This window comes from Bradyrhizobium sp. USDA 4451 (genome assembly GCF_054822585.1).
In genome coordinates this window covers 1,319,804-1,339,936 of the sequence record NZ_JBTRCH010000001.1, presented here as the reverse complement: position 1 = coordinate 1,339,936, position 20,133 = coordinate 1,319,804, and the positions used below count along the sequence as shown (strand labels likewise).

The following is a 20,133-nucleotide window of genomic DNA, read 5'->3' as shown; positions in this document are numbered from 1 at the left end:
AAGCCGTCTGAAGCTCGACGGTACCGGCATCCAGAAAGTCATGAAGGTAAGTATGCGGTATGCTGCCAGAGGTTGTATTATTATCGGGTCGAAATTACGGCCGCAACGCGCAGGATCAAGAGAAGCAGTTCACATTCGCGCATCGTGCGGATCACACAGACCGCGATCGGATGTGTTGCGGTTCGCGACAGGGTCGCGATGCGAAGCCTGCACGCGTCTCGTCGCAGCAGGAATTTTGGCGGCGACTTCAATACCGTAGTGATCGACGTCTAGATATTTAGACAATTGACGCCCACAAATCCGGATGCTCTGTACAACAATGCGTGTTCGCCGGCGCGAAGCGTGAGCGACGCAATGCCGCGCCTCGGATGTGCTTAACACGGATGCAGATCGACAGGGTTCCATGACGAGCTTGATACGAGCGACAGCCTTTCTCACCCTGTCGATGGCAACACCGGCCTTCGCGATCGTCGGTGGCGGCGCGACGTCGACCGACGGCGTTGCGCGTGCGGTCGTCACCATCGTCGGTTCGCGCGGCAATTTCTGCACCGGCGCGCTGATCGCGCCGAAGGTGGTGCTGACCGCGGCGCATTGCGTGCAGCCCGGCGCCGACTACAAGATCGTCGAGTACGGTGCGGACCGCCAGCCCAAGCTGCAGGACGTCAAGACGGTCGCTATCCATCCAGCCTTTCGGATGCAGGCGATGACCAATCATGTCGCGACCGCCGACGTCGCGCTGCTGCAACTCGCGATGCCGGCCGCAGGCAAGGCGCCGGCTGTGCTCGGCATGCCGAACATTCCGATCCAGGTCGGCGGCCGCTTCACCATTGCCGGCGTCGGTGTCACCGTGCGCGGCGACGGCAAGAGCGGCGGCAGCATTCGCGTCGCCGGCCTGATCGCGAGCGGCAAGCCCGGCACGCTGCAGATTCGTCTGGTCGATCCGGTCGGGCAGGGCGTGCGCGACGGGCTCGGCGCCTGCACCGGCGATTCCGGTGCACCCGTGTTCGAGGACAAGCCTGGCGGGCCTGTCATCGTCGGCGTGGTGAGCTGGTCGACCGGGCCGAACGGCACTGCGGGGTGCGGCGGCATCACCGGCGTGACGCCGCTGACGCTCTATCGCGACTGGGTGATGCAGACCGCGCGGCAGTGGGGCGCGGGGTTTTAGCCCGGCGCGCTCCGGTCGAATCGCCGACGCACTCAGAATTCCGTCATCCTGAGGAGCCGCGAAGCGGCGTCTCGAAGGATCGACGGCCCGGCTGGTGGCCGTCGATCCTTCGAGACGCCTGCTGCGCAGGCTCCTCAGGATGACGGAGAGACAGAGTACGACACGCGCGCCCCATCCTAATGTCCCGCAGCCTTGTTCGCGGCGGCGTCGTTCAGCACGATCAGGCCGTCGACGGCGACGCCGAGCTTGCTGTTGATCAGGAACGGGTTGACGTCGATCGAGGCGATGCGGCCATTGGCGTCGGCCATCAAGTTGGAGAGTCCGACCAGCGCCTTCACCGCCGACGGCTCGTGCAGCGCCGGCTTGCCGCGATAGCCCTTCATCTTGACGCCGGCCTTGGTCTTGGCGATCAGCTGCTTCGCTTCGGCGTCATCGAGCGGTGCACCGGCCAGCGCCACGTCCTTCATCAGCTCGATGTCGACGCCGCCGGTGCCGAACAGCACCACGGGGCCCATCTCGGCATCGAGCGAGGCGCCGACCACGAGCTCGAGATCGGCCTTGACCTGCTGCGCGATCAGGATGCCCTCGAGCTTCGGCTTGCCCTTCAGCTTCTTCACCCGCGCGGTGATGTCGTTAAACGCCTTCTTCACCTCGGCCGCGTTGGCGAGGTTCAGCACCACGCCGCCGATATCCGACTTGTGCAGGATGTCGGGGCTGACCACCTTGGCGACCACCGGAAAGCCGATCTGCTTGGCGATCTTCACGGCCTCCGCGGCGGTCTGCGCGACCGCTTCCTTGGAGATCGGGATGCCATAGGCCTTAAGCAGCTTCTTCGAGGCGACCTCGTCGAGCGCGGCGGCGCCATTGGCGGCCTTCAGCGTCTTCTCCAGCACGGTGCGCGCCGACGGCTTCGAGCTCGACGCGATGTCGGGCACTTCCTTGCGCAACCCCGCATATTCGATCAGCGACTTGATCGCGCCGACCGCGCGGTCGAGGCCCTGCATGACGGCGATATTGGGCAGCGATTTGCGCAGGCCCTTGGTGAATTCGGTGAAGCCGATCGACATCGCGCTGATGTAGATCACCGGCTTGTTGGCTTGGCCCGCCATGTCGTTGACGATCCGCAGATTGCGCTCGCGCAGCTCGTGCGGCGCCTTCGGCAGTTCAGCATCGATGATGACGATGTCGGTATCGGGATCGTCGATCATGATCTTGATCGACTTCATGTAGACGGAGGGATCGACCACCGCGGCAAAGCCGGCGTCGAGCGGGTTGCCGACGATGCTGCCGGGCCCGAGCATCTGCGCCAGTTGTCCGGACGCGCTCGGGCTGAGCGGCGCGAAATTGAGGCCGGCGGAATAGAACGCATCGATCAGAAGCCCGCGCTTGCCGCCCGACAGCGACACCGCGGCGAGGCGGTTGCCCTTCGGCGGATCGGCGTGCACGAAACACTCGGTGGTTTCGATCAGTTCGTCGAGCCCGCGCACCCGAATCACACCCTCGCGGGTCGAGATCGCATCGAACGTCTCGATCGAGCCGGCGAGCGCGCCGGTATGCGCCATCGCAGCAGCCCGGCCGCCTTCGGAGGCGCCGAGCTTCAGCGCGATGACAGGCTTGCCGGCGGCGCGCGCGGCCTTGCAGGCCTCGCGGAACACTTTTGTATTCCTGACGCCTTCGAGATAGACCACGATGACACGGATGCTCGGATCGGCAGCGAAATAGCTCATCAGATCCGGCGTCTCGAGACCGGATTCGTTGCCGGTCGTGACCATGTAGCCGACGCCGACGCCGCGATCCTCCAGCGCCTGGCGGATCGCCATCACGATGGCGCCGGACTGGCCGGCGATCGCCACCGCGCCCTGCTCCATGGTGACGATGCGGTCGTCGATATTGGTGAACAGGTTCTCGCCGGCGCTGAGATTGCCGAGACAGTTCGGACCGGTGACCGCAAGCCCGGTCTCCTTGATCGCCTGCTTCAGCTCGACTGCGAGCCGCTGGCTCTCTTCATCCTGCAATTCGCTGAAGCCTGACGTGACGATGGTCGCCGAGCGCGCACCTGCGGCGGCGGCGTCGCGGATTACCTGCACGGCAAAGCGGGCCGGCACCAGCACCAGCACATGGTCGGGTTTCTCCGGAAGGCTGGCGAAATCCTTGTAGCAGGTGACGCCCCAGATCGCCTCGCGCTTGGCGTTGATCGGATAAAGGCCTCCGGCATAGCCGTACTTGACCAGGTTGTTCCAGATCCGTTCGGCGTAGTTGCCGGGCTTGTCGGTGGCGCCGACCAGCACGATGTTGCGCGGGTGCAGCATCGCATGGATGCTCTTGACGATGTCGCTGGCGTCGGCTGGCGGTGCCCATCCGCGGGACGGATGAGACGCGGTGCGTGCGAGAGCTTCCATGGAGCCTGCCCTTATCCTTGTTCTGCTTGTTTCCTCTGGCCCACGGTCGATCACCGCAGGACATGATTTTTCATTGTTTTTATGGCTGATGGAAGGGGGTAGCAACTCACGCCGGCGCAAGTCAGGGCGTCGCGCGCAATATCCCGGCAGGCGAAAATTGACGCGAGTCAGGAACCCGATTCGATCAGGGTCGCGTGCAACAGATAACGCTCGGGCCCTGATATCAGCGCGTCGAACGGCCAGCAGGTCGAAAGCACCAGCTCGTGCTTATCCGTGATGGGATCGATGCCGGATTGATCGAAGCGGACGACCGCGCTGCGGTCGGCCCGGTAGCGAAACATCTTGCCGTCGCTTCGCGTCACGTCGATCTCGTCGCCGATTGTGGCATCTTTCAGAAAGGCGAAATGGGTGTCGCGATGCGCCGAATAGACCGCGACGCCCCGCTCGCCGGCGTCGACGGTCTGCTCGACATGGCCCGGGCCGAATGCCAGCGCCTGGCCGCTGCTGCCGGCAAGCGCGATCGCGGAGGCGTGCAGGCGCTTCACCTCGATCCGGGCCACCGGCCAGGTGTCGGCCCAGCGCCACGGCTTCACCGGCTGGCCGGTCGCGATACTCTGGGCGAAGGCGCGCTCCAGCAGCACCTGCGCGAGCAGCGCCTTGGCGCGGATATAGGCGCCCTGGCCGAACAGGATCAGGCCGATGAGAGCGAAGGCGAGCGGGAGGATGAAGCGGCGCATCGTCATCGGACTCCCGTCATTGCGAGGAGCGAAGCGACGAAGCGATCCATTTTTCCCGAATGGTGGCATGGATTGCTTCGCTTCGCTCGCAATGACGCTCGAGGGAAAACTGCGCGCGCGGCCCCCGGGTGGGAAGGCCGCGCGCGCTCTTGGAAAGGAGGAGGCCGGGGGCACCTCCTCCTTTCATCCGACGTCATTGGGGCGACGTCTGACGTCGGTTGAACACCAGAAGCAGGAGGCTGACCGTGAGCAGGATCACACCTGCGATCATCTTCAGTTCGGCATCGGTCGCGGTCTTCGGCAGCTGGATCGTGCCGGGACCTTGGGGGGCGACCGGTGACCGCTTCAGCGCGGCGAGCTGCACCTTGCCGTCGCCGGCCTCAGCGCGACGTTCGGTGGGAGCAGTCGGCAGGCTCGGGCGCTCGCCGAACACCTTTGCGAAATCCCAGCCGGCGGGCAGGTTGAGCGGCAGCTCTGCGAGCTTTAGCGGCTCGCCGTCGGGACGGCTCGGCGTCTTGTCGACCGCAACGAGGCTGGTCAGCCGGGTCACGAGCTGATGCTCCAGCGCGAGCGCAAGGATGGTCTTGTCGGCATCTGCGGGGCTCTGCTGCCGCGTGGTGCGTGCGACCTCGGCGTCCGCGATCTTGCGGCGCGCCCACAGTTTCGACAGGCCCTTGCCTTCGGCGGCGTTCGCCAGCGGCAGCGTCACGCTCCACGGACGGTCGCCGATGCGGCCCTTGATCTCGACCGAACCGGCGAGCTTGTCGAGCTTCGCGGCCAGCACCAGCGGCTCGTCGCGATAAACGTCGGGGAGTGCGGACGGCGTCAGGTCGGCGGTCGCCTCGGAGAATTTCGCGGACAGATTGGTTACCGCGGGATTCTCCAGCTTGGCGAACAAATCGCGCATGCGCTCGTCGACCTGCTCGACCGAGCCGATATGGGTGAACGTGCCGCGGCCGAGCTCGGCCGCGCGCGTCATGAGGTAGGTGTTCGGCGCCGAGCCGATGCCGACCATGAAGACCCGCGAACGGCCGCGCAGCGCGCTGATGGTCTCGAACAATTGCTGCTCATTGCCGATGGCGCCGTCGGTCAGGAACACGACCTGGCGGACGTGGTCGGCGTCGTCATGGTTGGTGTCGGAGAGCGCGGCTCGCATTGCCGGCACCATCTCGGTGCCGCCGCGGGCCTGGATCGCACTGACGAACGACGTCGCGTTGCCGATATTGCTGCTGTTGGCCGCGACTGGCGACGGGAACAGCGTGTCCATGGTGTCGTCGAACCGGATCACGTTGAAGCGATCGGTCGGTTGCAGGCGGCCGAGCGCGTAGAGCAGGCTCGCCTTGGCCTGGATGATCGAGGTGCCGCCCATCGAGCCGGAATTGTCGATCACGAAGATCACTTCGCGCGGCAGCTGTTTCTGCTGCGCCTGCTCGACCGACGGCGGCGTGACGAAGGCCAGCAGGTAGTCGGAATCGCCGACGTGTTCGCGGAACAGCCCGACCGACGGTGCCTTCTCGGCGGCAGGCCTCCAGGTCAGCTCGAAATCGCGATCGGCCGGCACCGGGCCTTCGGCAAGTCGGACGACGCGCGCCGTGCTATTGGGACTCTCGATCTTGACCTGGTGGAAATGGCTCTTCACGTCGCCAAGCGGGAAGCCGGCGTTGAGATGCACCGTAATGTTGGTCGGGTTGACCGGCGCATTGGCTGCGGGATCGAGCACGTCGGATGCGATGCGGTCGCGATCCGGTACCGGATCGGTCGTGGTGGCGCCCCAACCGCTGCCATCGGCGCGGAGGTCGACGCTTTGCACGACGGGCCGCGGATTGTAACGCGGGCCGACCACCATCGGCACCCGCAGCGAGAACTCATTGCCGTTCTGCTGCACCGGCTCCTGATATTCGATCTGTACCAGCACCGTTTCACCGGGACCGATATTGGCAACCGAGTTGGTGAAGATATTGGGCCGCTCCTGCTCGGTGAGCGCGGCCTTCTGGCCGGTCTGCTTGGCCTGCTCGTAGATCGCGCGGGCCTGCTGCCGCTCCTTGATGTCGCCGACCACGATGCGGTCGCCGACCACCATCTTCAGGGTGTCGACCGCGCCGCCCGCCGGCAGCGGATAGACATAGGTCGCTTCCACCCAGTCCTTGGTCGGGTTGCGGAAGATCTGCGTGACGCGGGCGCGCACGGTCGGGCCCGATACGGTGAGGTCTACATCGATGCCGAGCCTCAGCGCATCGCTATAGCCGTCATCGGTCTTGAACAGCAGGGAGCCGGAGCGGGCATCCGATGGCCGCAGCACCGCCTGTTGCGGCAGCTCGGCCGACCACACCGGATCAAAGCTCACAAACAGCGCGGCAAAGCCAATCGCCAGTGCGGCCACACCTTCCACCAGGAAGAACAGCGCAATGCGCATCCTGCGCGAGAGGCGGATCTGCGGGCTGCTCTCACATGCATCGTAAATCGTCATCTTCGTCACTCCCGAGCGAGGCTTTCGCTGCTTCGCAATCATGGAGAACGGCGGTTTTGGCGCGAGCAGAATGATCGGCAATGATTGGCCGCCGTCCGGCGCGCTCCGCCGCCGGCCGAGGCGGGTTTGTGCGGTTTTGTGATGGGTTGTCCGGTCTGCTAGACTGCACCGATTCATAGGAAACCCGCCGCAGGACCACGATGTCGACGCCGGACAAGCAACTTTCCGCCGAGCAGAGCCAGCAGGTCGCGGAGACCATCCGCGAGGAGATCGCCCGCCGCCGCATCTCGCGGCAGACGCTGGCAGAGCAGGCCAAGCTCAGCCTCTCGACCCTGGAGAAGGTGCTCGGCGGTCGCCGCCCGTTCACGCTGGCGACCACCGTGCGGCTGGAGCAGGCGCTCGGCGTGTCCCTGCGCAAGCTGCCGGAAGCGATCAAAGTGGTCGTGCCGGCCAATGGCGGGATCGCGCCGGACAGCCTCGGATCCTATTCGCGCCGTTCGGTGGCGCGGATCGAAGGCACCTACATCACGGTGCGCCCGTCGTTCGGCGAACCGGGCGCGCTCTACGCCTATCGCACCGAGATCATCTGGGACGATGCGACATCATCGCTCGGCTTCCGCGAGGGTGAGCGACAGGACGCCGACTATACGCAGTATGGCGAAGTCGCGGTGCCGAATGAATCCGGCTTCGTCTACCTCGTGACCAACCGGCACGGACAGCATCGCGTCATCACGGTGTCGCGCCCGCGCAATTCCGGCGAGATGTACGGCATCATCACGACCTTGCTCGCCGGCCGCGGCTCGCTGCTGACCCCGGTCGCCGCGCCGATCGCGTTCCTGCCGGTGAAGAGCGTCGCCAAGCCGAGCCTTGGCCGGGTGTCGGCCGACGATGCCAATTTCGCCGCCTATCGCGAGCACCTGCGCCGCACGATCGACGAGCCATTCGCGATCTTTTTGCCGGGATAGTCGCAGATTGCGATGCGGGTCCCGTCATCCTGGGGTGCGAGCTCTTGCGAGCCTCGACACGGCCACTGCCGGGGCCGTCGACCCTTCGAGACGCCGCTTCGCGGCTCCTCAGGGTGACGGTGAGATAGGTTGATCCGCAAGAACGACGAAGCCGCCCGGATGGGCGGCTTCGCGGCACTGCGGTTGCTATGGCGTAGCGCTAGCCGCCCGTCTCGGCGCTGATGATGTCGCCGAACAGCTCCCACTGTCCGTTCTTGAATTGCATCATCTTGAGCTGCTCGACCGGTGCGAAGTCGGTCGGGCTGGTGTTGATCTTGATGCCGGGGATCAGCGTGTCGGGCGCAAAATCCTTCAGGCTGGCGGCCTGCTTCATCACGTTCTCGCGCGTCAGGTCGTCGCCGGCCTGCTTCAGCACCTGCACCATGGTCTGCGCGGCGGCGTAGCCATAGACCAGATTGGCGTCGGAGAGGTTGGCGCCCGGCATGTACTTCTCGGCGAAGGCCATGAACTTCTTCATGCCCTCGTCGTTCTTCCACTGCGGATCGGAAGCGTCCTTGAGGTAGCCCGCCGACAGCACGCCTTCCGAGGCCTCGAGCCCGGCGGGCTTCATCACGGCGCCGATCGAGATCGAGACGTCGGTCATCACCTGCATCGGCTTCCAGCCGAGCTCGGCGATCTTCTTGATCGCTTGGGCCGCGAATTTCGGCGTCGAGATGTTGACGAACACGTCGGCGCCGGTGTCCTTGAGCTTGACGATGTGGGAATCGATCGACGGCTCCGTGGTCTCGTAGCTTTCCTCGGCGACGATCTTGACGCTCGACTTGTCGAGCACCTCCTTGAGGCCGATCAGGTAGTCCTTGCCGAAATCGTCATTGGCATAGAAGATAGCGACCTTGGCATCCGGCTTGGCCTTGAGGATGTACTTGCCGAAGATCCGCGCCTCGACGCGATAGCTCGGCTGGAAGCCCATCGTCCACGGGAAGTCCTTCGGGTCGTTCCACTTGCTGGCGCCGGTGGCGAGGAACAGCTGCGGCACCTTCTTGGCGTTGTGATACTTCTGCACCGCGGTCTGGGTCGGCGTGCCAAGCGCGTTGAACACCAGGAACACCTCGTCGCTTTCGATCAGCTTGCGGATCTGCTCCACGGTCTTCGGCGGCGAATAGCCGTCGTCATAGGAGATCCAGTTGATCTTGCGGCCGTTGATGCCGCCCTGATCATTGATCATCTTGAAATAGGCTTCCTCGGTCTTGCCGATGATGCCGTAGGCTGAGGCGGGACCGCTATAGGCCTCGACATTGCCGATCTTGATCTCGGTGTCGGAGGCGCCGGTGTCGTACTTCTTCTGTGCAAAGGCGGCCTGGGTGGAGAGCAGGCAGAGCGCCGCGGCTGCGGCCAGCAACGACAATTTTTTTGTAGTTTCCATAAAGGCAATTTCCTCGATTGATTCTGGTTGGGGACTGACGCAACGAACCCGCAGCCGGTCCCGGCAGCCGGTTGCGGGGTATCTGTGGTCGCGGCGAGACACGGAACGCGCAAGACGCGCCTCAAGGTCACGCCGCGGTATCGGTCGGCTTCGGCTGGCTGAATTGCTGCCGGAGCGTCGGCTTATGAATCTTGCCTGTCGCGTTGCGCGGCAGGGCATCGATGAATTCGATCAGGCGCGGGCATTTGAACCGCGCCAGATTGGCCTGGCAATGCGCGTGGATCTCGGCCGGCGTCAGCGTATGGCCCGGCTTCACGGCGATCACGGCCATTCCGACCTCGCCCCATTGCTCATTCGGAATGCCGATCACGGCGGCCTCGGCCACGGCGGTCAGTTGATGCAGCACGCTCTCGACCTCGGCCGGATAGACGTTCTCGCCGCCGGAGATGTACATGTCCTTCCAGCGATCGACGATGTAGTAGAAGCCTTCCTCGTCGATCCTTGTGGCGTCGCCGGTGTGCAGCCAGCCGTCGGTGAAGGAGGAGGCATTGGCATCCGGCCGGTTCCAGTAGCCCGGCGTGATGTTCGGGCCCTTGACCCAGAGTTCGCCGAGCTCGCCGACCGCGGCATCGCTGCCGTCTGGCCGCACGATGCGTACTTCGGTGTGCAGCACCGGCTTGCCGGACGAGCCGGCCTTGCGCGCCGCATCCTCGCGGTCGAGCACCATCACCGCCGGCGAGGTCTCGGTCATGCCATAGCCCTGCTGCAGCGCCACGCCGCGCGCCTCCCAGGTTTTCAGCAGCGGCACCGGCATCGGCGCGCCGCCGACGCCGCCAATCGTCAGGCGGCTGAAATCCGCGGTCGCAAAACTCGGATGCTGCGCCATGAACTGATAGATCGCGGGCACGCCGAAGAACACGTTGATGCCCTGCAAGGGATCGCCGATCAGCTTCAGCGCCTCGCCGGGATCGAACGCGCGCATGATCAGCACGGTGCCGCCGGCATGCAGCACCGGGTTGGTGTAGCAATTCAGCCCGCCGGTGTGGAACAGCGGCAGCACCGTCAGCAGCACCGAGGCCGGCGAGATGTAGGCCGGACCGCCGAGATTGACGCAATTCCAGAACGTCATCCCGTGCGTGATGATTGCGCCCTTGGGCTGGCCCGTGGTGCCCGAGGTGTACATGATGGTCGAGATGTCATCGAGCGTGACCTCCTCGAACCGTTCGAGTGGCTTGGCCGCAGCAATGCCGGCCTCGTAGGTACCGCCGGGGCCCAGTCTCACCGTGGAGGCGACATTGCAGAGTTTGGCGACCGCAAGCGCGGTCTCGGCGAGGTCGTCGTCATGGATCATCACCTTGGGCGAGGCGTCGCCGGTGATGTAGCGTAGCTCGGGGACGGTGAGGCGGGTGTTGAGTGGCAGGAAGATCGCGCCGATCCGGAAGCAGGCGAACTGCACCTCCAACGTATCCGTGGTGTTCAGCGCCAGCACCGCGACGCGGTCGCCGCGCGCAACCTTCAGCTCGTCGCGCAGCCAAGCGGCGAGCCGCGACACGCGGGCATCGAGCTCGGCATAGCCAAAGCGGCGTCCGCTCGCGAGATCGACGAGCGCCATCTTGTCCGGCGTGCGCCGACGATGATGCGCGATCCAGTCGTAGTAACGAACCGGCACATGTCCCTCCTCCGGGAACGACAGTCTTGCGCCGCCTGTTCCTGGCTCGATTGATGCCATGAATTGGCAGTGGAAGGGGCGTATTGCGATACTGTCTTGCGTTTAGTGGCTGGCCGATCGGGCGGGCCAGACGCCGGCACCGGAGGCAGCCACTCGACGCAAGTGGCCTGAGAAGAATCCGGACATCGTCGGAAGCGAGAATCAACGGAGCACCGGGATGGCAAACCCGTTCTACACCGGCGAGCATGAAGCCTTTCGCGAGGTGATGCGGCGCTTTGTTGTCAGGGAGATCGAGCCATTTGCCCATCAATGGGACGAGGAGGGCGAGTTTCCGCGCGAACTCTATGCCAAGGCGTCCGAGATCGGGCTGCTCGGCCTCGGCTTTCCGGAGGAATATGGCGGGATCGCCGCCGACCAGTTCATGAAGATCGTGGCCTCGCAGGAGCTGGCGCGTGCCGGCGCGGGCGGCGTCTCGGCCAGCCTGATGAGCCACACTATCGGCTCGCCGCCGATCGCCCGTGCCGCGCGGCCCGAGGTCAAGGCGCGCGTGCTGCCGGAGGTGCTCGCGGGCAGGAAGATCTCCGCACTCGCGATCACCGAGCCGAGCGGCGGTTCCGATGTCGCGAACCTCCGCACCAGGGCGCGGCGCGACGGCGATCATTATGTCGTCTCTGGCGAGAAGACCTTCATCACCTCGGGCATGCGCGCCGACTATCTGACGGTCGCGGTGCGCACCGGCGGCGAGGGGCCGGGCGGTGTCAGCCTGCTGTTGATCGAAGGCGATACGCCGGGTCTCTCCCGGACCAGACTAAAGAAGATGGGCTGGTGGGCGTCGGACACCGCGACGCTTCATTTCGACGAATGCCGGGTGCCGGTCGAGAATCTGATCGGCGAGGAAGGCCAGGGCTTCAAGATCATCATGCAGAACTTCAACAGCGAGCGCATGGGCATGGCGGCGGGCTGCACCGCGTCTGCGCGGGTCTGCCTCGACGAGGCGATCGCCTATGCCAAGGAGCGCAAGACCTTCGGCAAGCCGATCGCGCAACATCAAGTCATCCGGCACAAGATCGTCGACATGGCGCAGAAGGTCGCGGCTTCGCAGGCGATGCTGGAAATGCTGGCGTGGCGGCTCGGCCAGGGCGAAAGCCCGGTCGCCGAGATCTGCATGATGAAGAACCAGGCGACCCAGACCATGGCGCACTGCGCCTCGGAAGCGGTGCAGATCTTCGGCGGTGCCGGCTTCATGCGCGGGGTCAAGGTCGAGCGCATCTACCGCGAAGTCAAGGTCAACGCCATCGGCGGCGGCACCGAGGAGATCATGAAGGATCTCGCGTCAAGGCAGATGGGATTGTAACAGAGTTTCCCGTCATGCCGGGTTCGTCCGCTGCGCGGCCGCCCCGGAATGAAAAGGGATAGACCACAAGGGGAATGCCTGAGATGATCACGCTCTATCACTGCGATGCCGCGCGCTCGTTCCGTCCGCTGTGGATGCTGGAGGAGCTCGGGCTGCCCTATGAGCTGAAGATGCTGCCGTTTCCGCCGCGCGTGTTCGCCAAGGAGTATCTCGGCATCAATCCGCTCGGCACCATCCCGTTCATGGTCGATGGCGAGACCAAGATGACGGAGTCCTCCGGCATCTGCCATTACCTCGGCACCAAGTACGGTCCGACGTCGCTCATCGTCAGCGTCGACGAGCCGGCCTATGGCGCGTTCCTGAACTGGATGTATTTTTCCGACGCGACGCTGACCTTTCCGCAGACCTTGGTGCTGCGTTACAGCCAGCTCGAGCCGGAGGAGCGGCGCAATCCGCAGGTCTCGGGCGATTATGCAAAATGGTTCCTGGGCCGGCTGCGCGCGGTGGAGGCCGCCGCCGCCAAGTCGGAATTCCTCTGCGCGGAACGCTTCACCGCTGCGGACATTGCAAATGGCTATGCGCTGCGGCTCGCCAGCAATATCGGCCTTGCCAAGGATTTCGGGCCGAATGTCGCGGCCTATTGGGCGCGGCTGCAGCAACGCGACGGTTACCGGCACGCGGTGGCGGCGGAGCAAAAAGCCGGGCTTGAACAGAACGTTGCGCCGCGGGCGCGGCCTTAATCTCGCCGGCGTCGATGCGCCCGGAATGACGACATTTCGCGCCGGTGACAGTCCGCGAATTTGCGCTATGGTGAGCTCGCCGCAGCGGCCCAAAGAGCCGCGCGAGGAGGAACCGCCATGGACGCGATCGTGGACGCGAAGTGCAAGGAATCCGCTCGCCATTCCGGCCAGCAGCAGTCCGGCCATCGGATGCTGATCACGCCGGAGCGGGTGTTCTATGCCGGGCTGCTCGGCCGTCCGCGCGAGCGCTGTCCGGGCGCATTCCATGTCTATGTCGCAATCCGCGACGGGTTGCATCTGTCGACCAGCGAGGGGCGCGAGTCCCACGGCGAGCTCGCGGTGACGATGCCGAACCTGCGCCACACCATCACCAGCGAACATCGCTCCGCGATCTGCGTTGCGATCGAGCCGGAGAGCGTGCCCGATGGCACGCTGGAAGCCGTCGCTCGCCGTCTGCAAGGACCCGACTCGCATTTGTTTGCGAACCGGATTCGCAACGCCTATGCGACGCTCGCCGAGATGCAGCATCGCGACGCGATCGCGAATGCCGAGTTCGACACCATGTGCTTCGGCGATGCGCTGCCGCAGCGCGTGCTCGATCCGCGCGTCGTGCGCGCGATCGGCCGCATCGGACAATTTTCCGGCGAGCCGGTGACGGCCGCCGGCTGCGCTGCCGAGGCCGGCCTGTCGCCGTCGCGCTTCCTGCATCTATTCAAGGAGGAGACCGGGATCTCGTTCCGGTCCTTCCGTGCCTGGAAGCGCGCGCGGTATCTGCTGCACTTTGCCAACCAGGACATCAACCTCGCGCATCTCGCGCAGGACATCGGTTATCCCGACTCGACCCATTTCAGCCACTCGATCCGCCGCTTCTACGGCTTGAAGCCGCGCGCGATCTTCTCCGGCTCGCGTGACCTCGCGATCTATCGGACGGGGCAAGCGGCGAACGAGCGCGCGTTGACCTAGATCGGCGTCCCGGCGGGTTGCGTTTCGCTGCATGCAGGCTGTGACTTAACCTCCCCTTGAAAAAGCGGGTGGGGATCAAATCTCTCCGCTTGCAGCGTCGCTTGCGGCTGACCCATCCCGACCTTCTTTCTTTCAGGCGGAAGGGAGGACGGGCGACGGCGGCGGACGCCGGGACGAAGGCTACAAATTCGCGCCCTGGATCACCTCGCCGAATCGCAACCAGCCTGCCCCCTCGATCCGTTGGAGCTGCAGCTGCTGCAGCGGGTGGTGATTGGTCGGGCTGGTGTTGACCTTGATGCCGGGCAATAGCGTCGGGACATAAACGTCCCTGAGATTGTTCGCCTGCGCCATGATGTTGTCGCGGCTGAAATTGCCCTTGCACTGCTCGAGCACGATCTTGAGCACGTTCGCCACCATATAGGCGTAAAGATTGTAGCCTTCCTTCGGATTGCCGTCGGGGAAGTATTTTTCCATGAATGCGAGGAAATCCTTCACGCCTTGGTCATTGGCCCAGGCAGGGTCGGCAACGTCCTTGATATAGGCCGACGAGATCGTGCCCTGCGCCTTGTCGAGACCGACGGGGACGATGGTCGAGGACAGCGACGCTGCGCCGCTCGCGATGAAGTGCATCGGCTTCCAGCCAAGCTCGTAGATCTTGCGGATCGATTGCGCGCAGAACTTTGCCGTGGTGCCCGAGATCAGCACGTCGGGGTTGGCGCCGCGCAGCGCGACGATCTGGGAATCGATCGTAGGATCGGTGACCTCGTGCGAGGCCACCACGGCCGCTGTCGCGAATCGCTCGCCCAACACATCCTTGGTGCCGGCGACGAAATCCTTGCCGAGATCGTCGTTCTGGTAGAGCACGGCGAACTTCGCGTTCTTGTTCTGGCTCAGCGCATATTTGACGAACACCTGCGCCTCGGTCCGCGCGCTTGGCGCAAAGCCCATGGTCCAGGGATAGGATTTGTAATCACCCCATTTGTCGCCGTTCACCGACAGGAACAGATGCGGCACCTTGGCGGCGTTGATGTATTTGACGACGGCCGAGTTTGGCGCGGTGCCGAGCATGTTGAACAGGAAGGCGACATTGTCGCTCTCGATCAGGCGGCGCACCTGCTCGACCGTCTTCGCCGGATTGAACGCGTCGTCGTAATAGATGTACTTGATCTGCCGGCCGGCGATGCCGCCCTGCTCGTTCAGCATCTTGAAATAGGCTTCCTGGCAGCGCGCCTGCACGCCGAGCGCGGACACCGGTCCGCTCAGGGAAGTGGTGCTGCCGATCCTGATCTCGGTCGCGGTGACGCCCGGCGTTTCCTCGGCGAGCAAGGGCCTGAGGCCTCCGACGGCGGCAAGTCCCGCGCCTGCCGCACTCGCGAGCCAGGTGCGCCGGTTGATCGAGACCATGACGTTCTCCCCGTGATGCCGGCTTGTTGCGCCGCTTTGCTTTGCAGCAAGGTTACGCATCATGTGGGCGTTGCGTCTTGTGTTAACCGGCTGACAGCCGATTCCGACGTGATCGCATCCTCTTAGCCAGTCAACGCAAGATGGCGCGAAGACAAATTTCTCATCATGGGAAAACCAGCAGCGCATGTGCACTGCAAAGCGGACAAGAGACCCATGAGCGACAAGGCCGTCATCACCTGCGCGCTGAACGGCGTGCTGACCGACCCGAAGCAGCACAACGTCCCGGTGACGCCGGAAGAAATGGCGCGCGAGGCCAAGGCCGCGTTCAACGCCGGCGCCAGCATCATGCACATTCACCTGCGTCAGCAGGCGCCCAACAAGGGCCACCTGCCGTCATGGGAAGTGGCCGTCAGCAAGGAGATCCAGCAGGCGATCCGCGAGGCCTGCCCCGGCGTGATCATCAACCACACCACCGGCACGTCAGGTCCGAACTACCAGGGCGCGCTCGATTGCGTGCGCGAGACCAGACCCGAGATCGCGGCCTGCAATGCCGGCTCGCTGAATTATCTTAAGGTCAAGGCCGACAACACCTGGGCCTGGCCGCCGATGATGTTCGATAACGCGGTCGAGAAGGTGCAGGACTATCTCGACGTGATGAAGGCCCGCCGGCACCATTCCCGAATTCGAATGCTTCGATGTCGGCATCGTGCGCTGCGTCGGCATGTACCGGCAGACCGGGATGTATTCCGGGCCGCTCGAATACAATTTCGTGATGGGCGTCGCCTCGGGAATGCCGGCCGATCCTGAGCTGTTGCCGATCTTGCTCAAGCTGAAGGCGCCTGACGCGCATTGGCAGGTCACCGCGATCGGCCGCGCCGAGATCTGGCCGCTGCACCAGCACGCCGCCGATCTGGGGGGCCATCTGCGCAGCGGGCTGGAAGATACGTTCTATCTCGGTGACGGTACCAAGGTGACATCGAACGGGCAGCTCGTCGAAGGCCTCGCCGCCTGCGCGCGGCGCGCCGGCCGCGAGATCGCGAGCCCCGCGGAAGCGCGGCAGATTTTTGGGGTCAGGCACTAGGGCTGTCATTCTGGGGCGCACGCAGCGCGAGCCCGGAATCCATCGGGCCGCATGTCCTGTCGCGCCATGGATTCCGGGCTCAGCCCTTCGGCCTGCCCCGGAATGACAGCGAGTGAGGAGCTGGGTTGATGGCCATCATCGAGAACGCAATTTCCACCGGCAGCGCCGCGTTCCTGGGCAATCGCGATGGCATGCTCGCCCTGATTGCCCGGATGCGCGGGCTGGAGGAACGGACGCGCGCAGCGTCGGCCGCGGCAAAGGACCGCTTCCACAAGCGCGACCAGTTGTTGCCGCGCGAGCGCGTCGCGCTGGTGCTCGATCCCGGCTCGCCGTTCCTCGAACTGTCGACGCTCGCCGGTTACATGTTCGACGTGCCGGATCCGGACAAGAGCGTGCCCGGCGGCGGGCTGGTCGCCGGCATCGGCTTCGTCTCCGGCATTCGCTGCATGGTCAGCGCCAACGATGCCGGCATCGATGCCGGCGCGCTGCAGCCCTATGGTCTCGACAAGACGCTGCGGGTGCAGGAGCTCGCGCTGGAGAACAAGCTGCCCTATGTGCAGCTGGTCGAGAGCGCCGGCGCCAACCTGCTGCGTTACCGGGTCGAGGATTTCGTCCGCGGCGGCAACATCTTCCGCAATCTGGCGCGGCTGTCGGCGGCGGGGCTCCCTGTCGTCACCGTTACCCACGGCTCTTCGACCGCGGGCGGCGCCTACCAGACCGGCCTCTCCGACTACATCGTGATGGTGCGCGGCCGCACCCGCGCGTTCCTCGCCGGACCGCCTCTGCTCAAGGCCGCCACCGGCGAGATCGCGACCGAGGAGGAGCTCGGCGGCGCCGAGATGCACACCCAGGTCTCCGGCCTCGGCGATTACCTTGCCGAGGATGACCGCGATGCGCTGCGCATCGCGCGCGAGATCATGGCCAAGCTGCCATGGGATCGTCTTTGGGATCGTCCTCGCGACCGGCCGGCGCCGACGCCAGCCGCGTTCAAGCCGCCGCGCTACGATGCCGAAGAACTCCTCGGCATCATGCCGATGGACCACAAGCGGCCCGTCGACATGCGCCAGGCGATCGCGCGCTTCATCGATGATTCCGACTTCACCGAGTTTGGCGCCAATTACGGCCCGGCGACGGTCTGCGGCCATGCCCGCATCCAAGGCCAAGCGATCGGCATCATCACCAACAACGGCCCGCTCGACGTGCCCGGCGCCAACAAGGCGACGCACTTCATCCAGGCTTGCTGCCAGTCGCGCACGCCGATCCTCTACATGAACAACACCACCGGCTACATGGTCGGTAAAGCTTATGAAGAGGCCGGCATGATCAAGCACGGCTCGAAGATGATCCAGGCGGTGACCTCGGCGACGGTACCGCAGATCACGCTATACTGCGGCGCCTCGTTCGGCGCCGGAAATTACGGCATGTGCGGCCGCGGCTTCCATCCGCGCTTCTGCTTCTCCTGGCCGAATGCCAAGACCGCCGTGATGGGCGGCGAGCAGGCCGCCGAAACCATGGCAATCGTCACGGAAGCCGCCGCCATCAGGCGCGGCAAGCCGATCGAGAAGCAGAAGCTGGAGGCGATGAAAGCGCAGATATCAGGCGTGTTCGACGGCCAGATGGACGTGTTCTCGACCAGCGCCCGCGTGCTCGACGACGGCGTGATCGATCCGCGCGATACGCGGACGGTGCTGTCCGAGGTGCTTTCGATCTGCCGCGAGGCGGAGGCACGCACCCCGCAGCGCATACAGTTCTCGGTGGCGCGGCCATGAGCGGTACCATCGTGAAGCGGACGCCGTTCTTCAAGGTCCTGGTCGCCAACCGCGGCGAGATCGCGCTGCGCATCATGCGCTCGGCGCGGCGGCTCGGCTATGGTGTCGTCGCGGTCTATTCGGACGCCGACCGTGATGCACTGCATGTGCGCGAGGCCGATCAGGCGGTGCGGATCGGCGAGGCATTGCCGGCGCAATCCTATCTGAAGATCGACGCGATCATCGCAGCCGCCAAGGCGAGCGGCGCCAGCGCGGTGCATCCCGGTTACGGTTTCCTCGCCGAGAACGAGGACTTTGCGCAGGCCTGCCGCGATGCGGGTCTGGTGTTCATCGGCCCGTCGCCGGAAGCGATCCTGGCGATGGGCAACAAGGCCGGCGCCAAGAATATCATGCGAAAGGCCGGCGTGCCCTGCGTGCCCGGTTATCAGGGCGCCGATCAGAGTGACGCCGTGATGCTGGCGGAAGCCAAGGCGATTGGTTTTCCGGTCATGATCAAGGCGGTCGCCGGCGGCGGCGGCCGCGGCATGCGGCTGGTTGTGGATACTGCGGCGTTTCCTGATGCGCTGCGCAGCGCGCGCTCAGAGGCACAAGGCGCGTTCGGTGATCCCACCGTGATTTTGGAGCGGGCGATCGTCGATCCCCGCCATATCGAGATCCAGGTGTTCGGCGACGGCCACGGCAACGCCATCCATCTCGGCGAGCGTGATTGCTCGGTGCAGCGGCGGCACCAGAAGCTCATCGAGGAGGCGCCGTCGCCGGCGGTGACGCCGGAGTTACGCGCGCGGATGGGCGCGGTCGCCGTCCAGGCGGTGAAAGCGATCGGCTATGAGGGCGCTGGTACGCTGGAATTCCTGCTCGATCGCGCCGGCAATTTCTACTTCATGGAGATGAACACACGGCTGCAGGTCGAACATCCCGTCACCGAGGCGATCACCGGACTCGATCTCGTGGAATTGCAGTTGCGTGTCGCGCGCGGCGAGCCGCTCGGTGTGAAGCAGGAGGACGTCACCTTTTCCGGCCATGCCATCGAGGTGCGGCTGTGCTCGGAAGATGCCGGGCACGACTTCATGCCGCAATCCGGGTCGATGGCGCGGTGGCAGATACCCGATGGCATCCGCGTCGAGCACGCGCTGCAGTCGGGCTCGGAGATTCCGCCGTTCTATGATTCGATGATCGCCAAGGTCATCAGCCATGGCGCCACCCGCGACGAGGCGCGCGGCAAGCTGATCTCGGCCCTGGAGCAGGTCACGGCGTTTGGCGTCACCACCAACCAGGGTTTCCTGATCGACTGCCTGCGCCATCCGGTATTTGCCAACGGCGAGGCGACCACGGCCTTCATCGGCAACAACCGCGACGCGCTGCTGGCGCCGCGGCCCGATCGCAGCAGCGATCTCGCGCTGGCGGCACTGCTGCTCTATGTCACCAATCCGCATGCGCCGCCATGGCAGCGCGGCCGGTCGCTGGCTGCGACATTCCCGCTCGGCCTGCGGATCGACCTCGGCCACGGCGTGCAGGAGATCGAGATCGTCCGCGAGCGCGACGGCAGTTATCTCGCGGCCCGCAATGGCGATCGCTTCAGCTTCGTGATCGACGAACTCGATCAGGACAGCATCCGCTTCCACCATGATGGCGTGATGGAGCAGGCCAAATTCCTGCGGGATGGCGATCGGCTCTATGTCCTGCATCGCGGCGCCACGCTGGCGGCGCGCGATCTGACGCTCGCGCCGCCCGAGAGCGCGTCAACCGCCGGCGGCGACGGCAAGGTCCGTGCCGCCATGAACGGCCGGGTTGTCGCGGTGCTGGTGAAGGCCGGCGACAAGGTCGCGGCCGGCCAGCCGGTGATGACGCTGGAGGCGATGAAGATGGAGCACGTTCACACCGCCGGCGTCGCGGGCACGGTATCGTCGATCGATGTCGCCGAGGGCGAGCAGGTGACGACGGGGAAGATCGTGGTGGAGATCGAGACGGCGGCGTAGCCGCTGTCATAACCGCTGGGT

13 protein-coding genes and 1 pseudogene are annotated in these 20,133 nt (G+C 65.0%); 8 read left to right on the top strand and 6 right to left on the bottom strand.

Annotated elements, in window-relative coordinates:
* Positions 1-403: 403 nt before the first annotated feature.
* Positions 404-1,165 (top strand): S1 family peptidase, encoded by a 762-nt coding sequence (locus ACVMB0_RS06130; RefSeq protein WP_456751687.1) that lies wholly within the window; start codon positions 404-406, stop codon positions 1,163-1,165.
* A gap of 176 nt (positions 1,166-1,341) precedes the next feature.
* Here the strand turns inward: ACVMB0_RS06130 and ACVMB0_RS06125 are convergent, their stop codons facing one another.
* The 3 genes from ACVMB0_RS06125 to ACVMB0_RS06115 form a co-directional block, all read right to left on the bottom strand.
* Entirely contained in the window at positions 1,342-3,564 is a 2,223-nt protein-coding gene (locus tag ACVMB0_RS06125) for an acetate--CoA ligase family protein (RefSeq protein WP_461345630.1), read from the bottom strand.
* Between the two features lie 167 nt (positions 3,565-3,731).
* A complete protein-coding gene (locus ACVMB0_RS06120) occupies positions 3,732-4,301 on the bottom strand; it encodes a class GN sortase (protein ID WP_461349607.1) in 570 nt (189 codons plus the stop codon).
* A 193-nt stretch (positions 4,302-4,494) separates the two neighbouring features.
* Positions 4,495-6,714 carry a marine proteobacterial sortase target protein gene (locus tag ACVMB0_RS06115; protein WP_461349606.1) on the bottom strand — a complete coding sequence of 740 codons (2,220 nt, stop codon included), beginning with the start codon at positions 6,712-6,714 and terminating at the stop codon, positions 4,495-4,497.
* Between the two features lie 254 nt (positions 6,715-6,968).
* Between ACVMB0_RS06115 and ACVMB0_RS06110 the strand changes: the two genes are divergently transcribed.
* Positions 6,969-7,733 (top strand): helix-turn-helix domain-containing protein, encoded by a 765-nt coding sequence (locus ACVMB0_RS06110; RefSeq protein ID WP_461345629.1) that lies wholly within the window; start codon positions 6,969-6,971, stop codon positions 7,731-7,733.
* A gap of 199 nt (positions 7,734-7,932) precedes the next feature.
* On the opposite strand, the gene ACVMB0_RS06105 is transcribed toward ACVMB0_RS06110, so the two are convergent.
* A complete protein-coding gene (locus ACVMB0_RS06105; protein WP_461345628.1) occupies positions 7,933-9,156 on the bottom strand; it encodes an ABC transporter substrate-binding protein in 1,224 nt (407 codons plus the stop codon).
* A 127-nt stretch (positions 9,157-9,283) separates the two neighbouring features.
* The gene (locus tag ACVMB0_RS06100; protein ID WP_461345627.1) at positions 9,284-10,825 is read right to left on the bottom strand and encodes an acyl-CoA synthetase; all 1,542 of its coding nucleotides are present in this window, start codon (positions 10,823-10,825) and stop codon (positions 9,284-9,286) included.
* 217 nt (positions 10,826-11,042) lie between these two features.
* Here ACVMB0_RS06100 and ACVMB0_RS06095 point away from each other — a divergent pair, with 217 nt between their 5' ends.
* The 3 genes from ACVMB0_RS06095 to ACVMB0_RS06085 all read left to right on the top strand — a co-directional run bounded on the left by ACVMB0_RS06095 (position 11,043) and on the right by ACVMB0_RS06085 (position 13,882).
* Positions 11,043-12,179, top strand: a complete 1,137-nt coding sequence (locus ACVMB0_RS06095; protein WP_461345626.1) for an acyl-CoA dehydrogenase family protein — start codon at positions 11,043-11,045, stop codon at positions 12,177-12,179.
* Positions 12,180-12,262: 83 nt separating this feature from the next.
* Positions 12,263-12,919, top strand: coding sequence for a glutathione S-transferase family protein (locus ACVMB0_RS06090; protein WP_456756388.1), 657 nt, complete (start codon positions 12,263-12,265; stop codon positions 12,917-12,919).
* Positions 12,920-13,036: 117 nt separating this feature from the next.
* Positions 13,037-13,882 (top strand): helix-turn-helix domain-containing protein, encoded by an 846-nt coding sequence (locus ACVMB0_RS06085; RefSeq protein ID WP_461345625.1) that lies wholly within the window; start codon positions 13,037-13,039, stop codon positions 13,880-13,882.
* A 180-nt stretch (positions 13,883-14,062) separates the two neighbouring features.
* On the opposite strand, the gene ACVMB0_RS06080 is transcribed toward ACVMB0_RS06085, so the two are convergent.
* Positions 14,063-15,286: an ABC transporter substrate-binding protein gene (locus ACVMB0_RS06080; protein WP_461345624.1), complete on the bottom strand. Its 1,224-nt coding sequence runs from the start codon at positions 15,284-15,286 to the stop codon at positions 14,063-14,065.
* Between the two features lie 213 nt (positions 15,287-15,499).
* Here ACVMB0_RS06080 and ACVMB0_RS06075 point away from each other — a divergent pair.
* The 3 genes and pseudogenes from ACVMB0_RS06075 (at position 15,500) to ACVMB0_RS06065 (ending at position 20,112) form a co-directional block, all read left to right on the top strand.
* Positions 15,500-16,367 (top strand): annotated as a pseudogene (locus ACVMB0_RS06075) (beta-keto acid cleavage family enzyme).
* Between the two features lie 128 nt (positions 16,368-16,495).
* On the top strand, positions 16,496-18,136 hold the full coding sequence (locus tag ACVMB0_RS06070) for an acyl-CoA carboxylase subunit beta (protein WP_461345623.1): 1,641 nt from the start codon (positions 16,496-16,498) through the stop codon (positions 18,134-18,136).
* The gene (locus tag ACVMB0_RS06065; RefSeq protein WP_461345622.1) at positions 18,133-20,112 is read left to right on the top strand and encodes an acetyl/propionyl/methylcrotonyl-CoA carboxylase subunit alpha; all 1,980 of its coding nucleotides are present in this window, start codon (positions 18,133-18,135) and stop codon (positions 20,110-20,112) included. Before ACVMB0_RS06070 ends, ACVMB0_RS06065 begins: the two co-directional genes overlap by 4 nt.
* The last annotated feature ends 21 nt before the right edge of the window (positions 20,113-20,133 follow it).

What these genes read in the sequence shown, in the direction of transcription:
- ACVMB0_RS06085 (WP_461345625.1), top strand. Translation starts at nt 13,037, where the DNA reads ATGGACGCGATCGTGGACGCGAAGTGCAAGGAATCCGCTCGCCATTCC.
- ACVMB0_RS06090 (WP_456756388.1), top strand. Translation starts at nt 12,263, where the DNA reads ATGATCACGCTCTATCACTGCGATGCCGCGCGCTCGTTCCGTCCGCTG.
- ACVMB0_RS06070 (WP_461345623.1), top strand. Translation starts at nt 16,496, where the DNA reads ATGGCCATCATCGAGAACGCAATTTCCACCGGCAGCGCCGCGTTCCTG.
- ACVMB0_RS06095 (WP_461345626.1), top strand. Translation starts at nt 11,043, where the DNA reads ATGGCAAACCCGTTCTACACCGGCGAGCATGAAGCCTTTCGCGAGGTG.
- ACVMB0_RS06110 (WP_461345629.1), top strand. Translation starts at nt 6,969, where the DNA reads ATGTCGACGCCGGACAAGCAACTTTCCGCCGAGCAGAGCCAGCAGGTC.
- ACVMB0_RS06105 (WP_461345628.1), bottom strand. Translation starts at nt 9,156, where the DNA reads ATGGAAACTACAAAAAAATTGTCGTTGCTGGCCGCAGCCGCGGCGCTC.
- ACVMB0_RS06065 (WP_461345622.1), top strand. Translation starts at nt 18,133, where the DNA reads ATGAGCGGTACCATCGTGAAGCGGACGCCGTTCTTCAAGGTCCTGGTC.
- ACVMB0_RS06115 (WP_461349606.1), bottom strand. Translation starts at nt 6,714, where the DNA reads ATGCGCATTGCGCTGTTCTTCCTGGTGGAAGGTGTGGCCGCACTGGCG.
- ACVMB0_RS06130 (WP_456751687.1), top strand. Translation starts at nt 404, where the DNA reads ATGACGAGCTTGATACGAGCGACAGCCTTTCTCACCCTGTCGATGGCA.
- ACVMB0_RS06125 (WP_461345630.1), bottom strand. Translation starts at nt 3,564, where the DNA reads ATGGAAGCTCTCGCACGCACCGCGTCTCATCCGTCCCGCGGATGGGCA.
- ACVMB0_RS06120 (WP_461349607.1), bottom strand. Translation starts at nt 4,301, where the DNA reads ATGCGCCGCTTCATCCTCCCGCTCGCCTTCGCTCTCATCGGCCTGATC.
- ACVMB0_RS06080 (WP_461345624.1), bottom strand. Translation starts at nt 15,286, where the DNA reads ATGGTCTCGATCAACCGGCGCACCTGGCTCGCGAGTGCGGCAGGCGCG.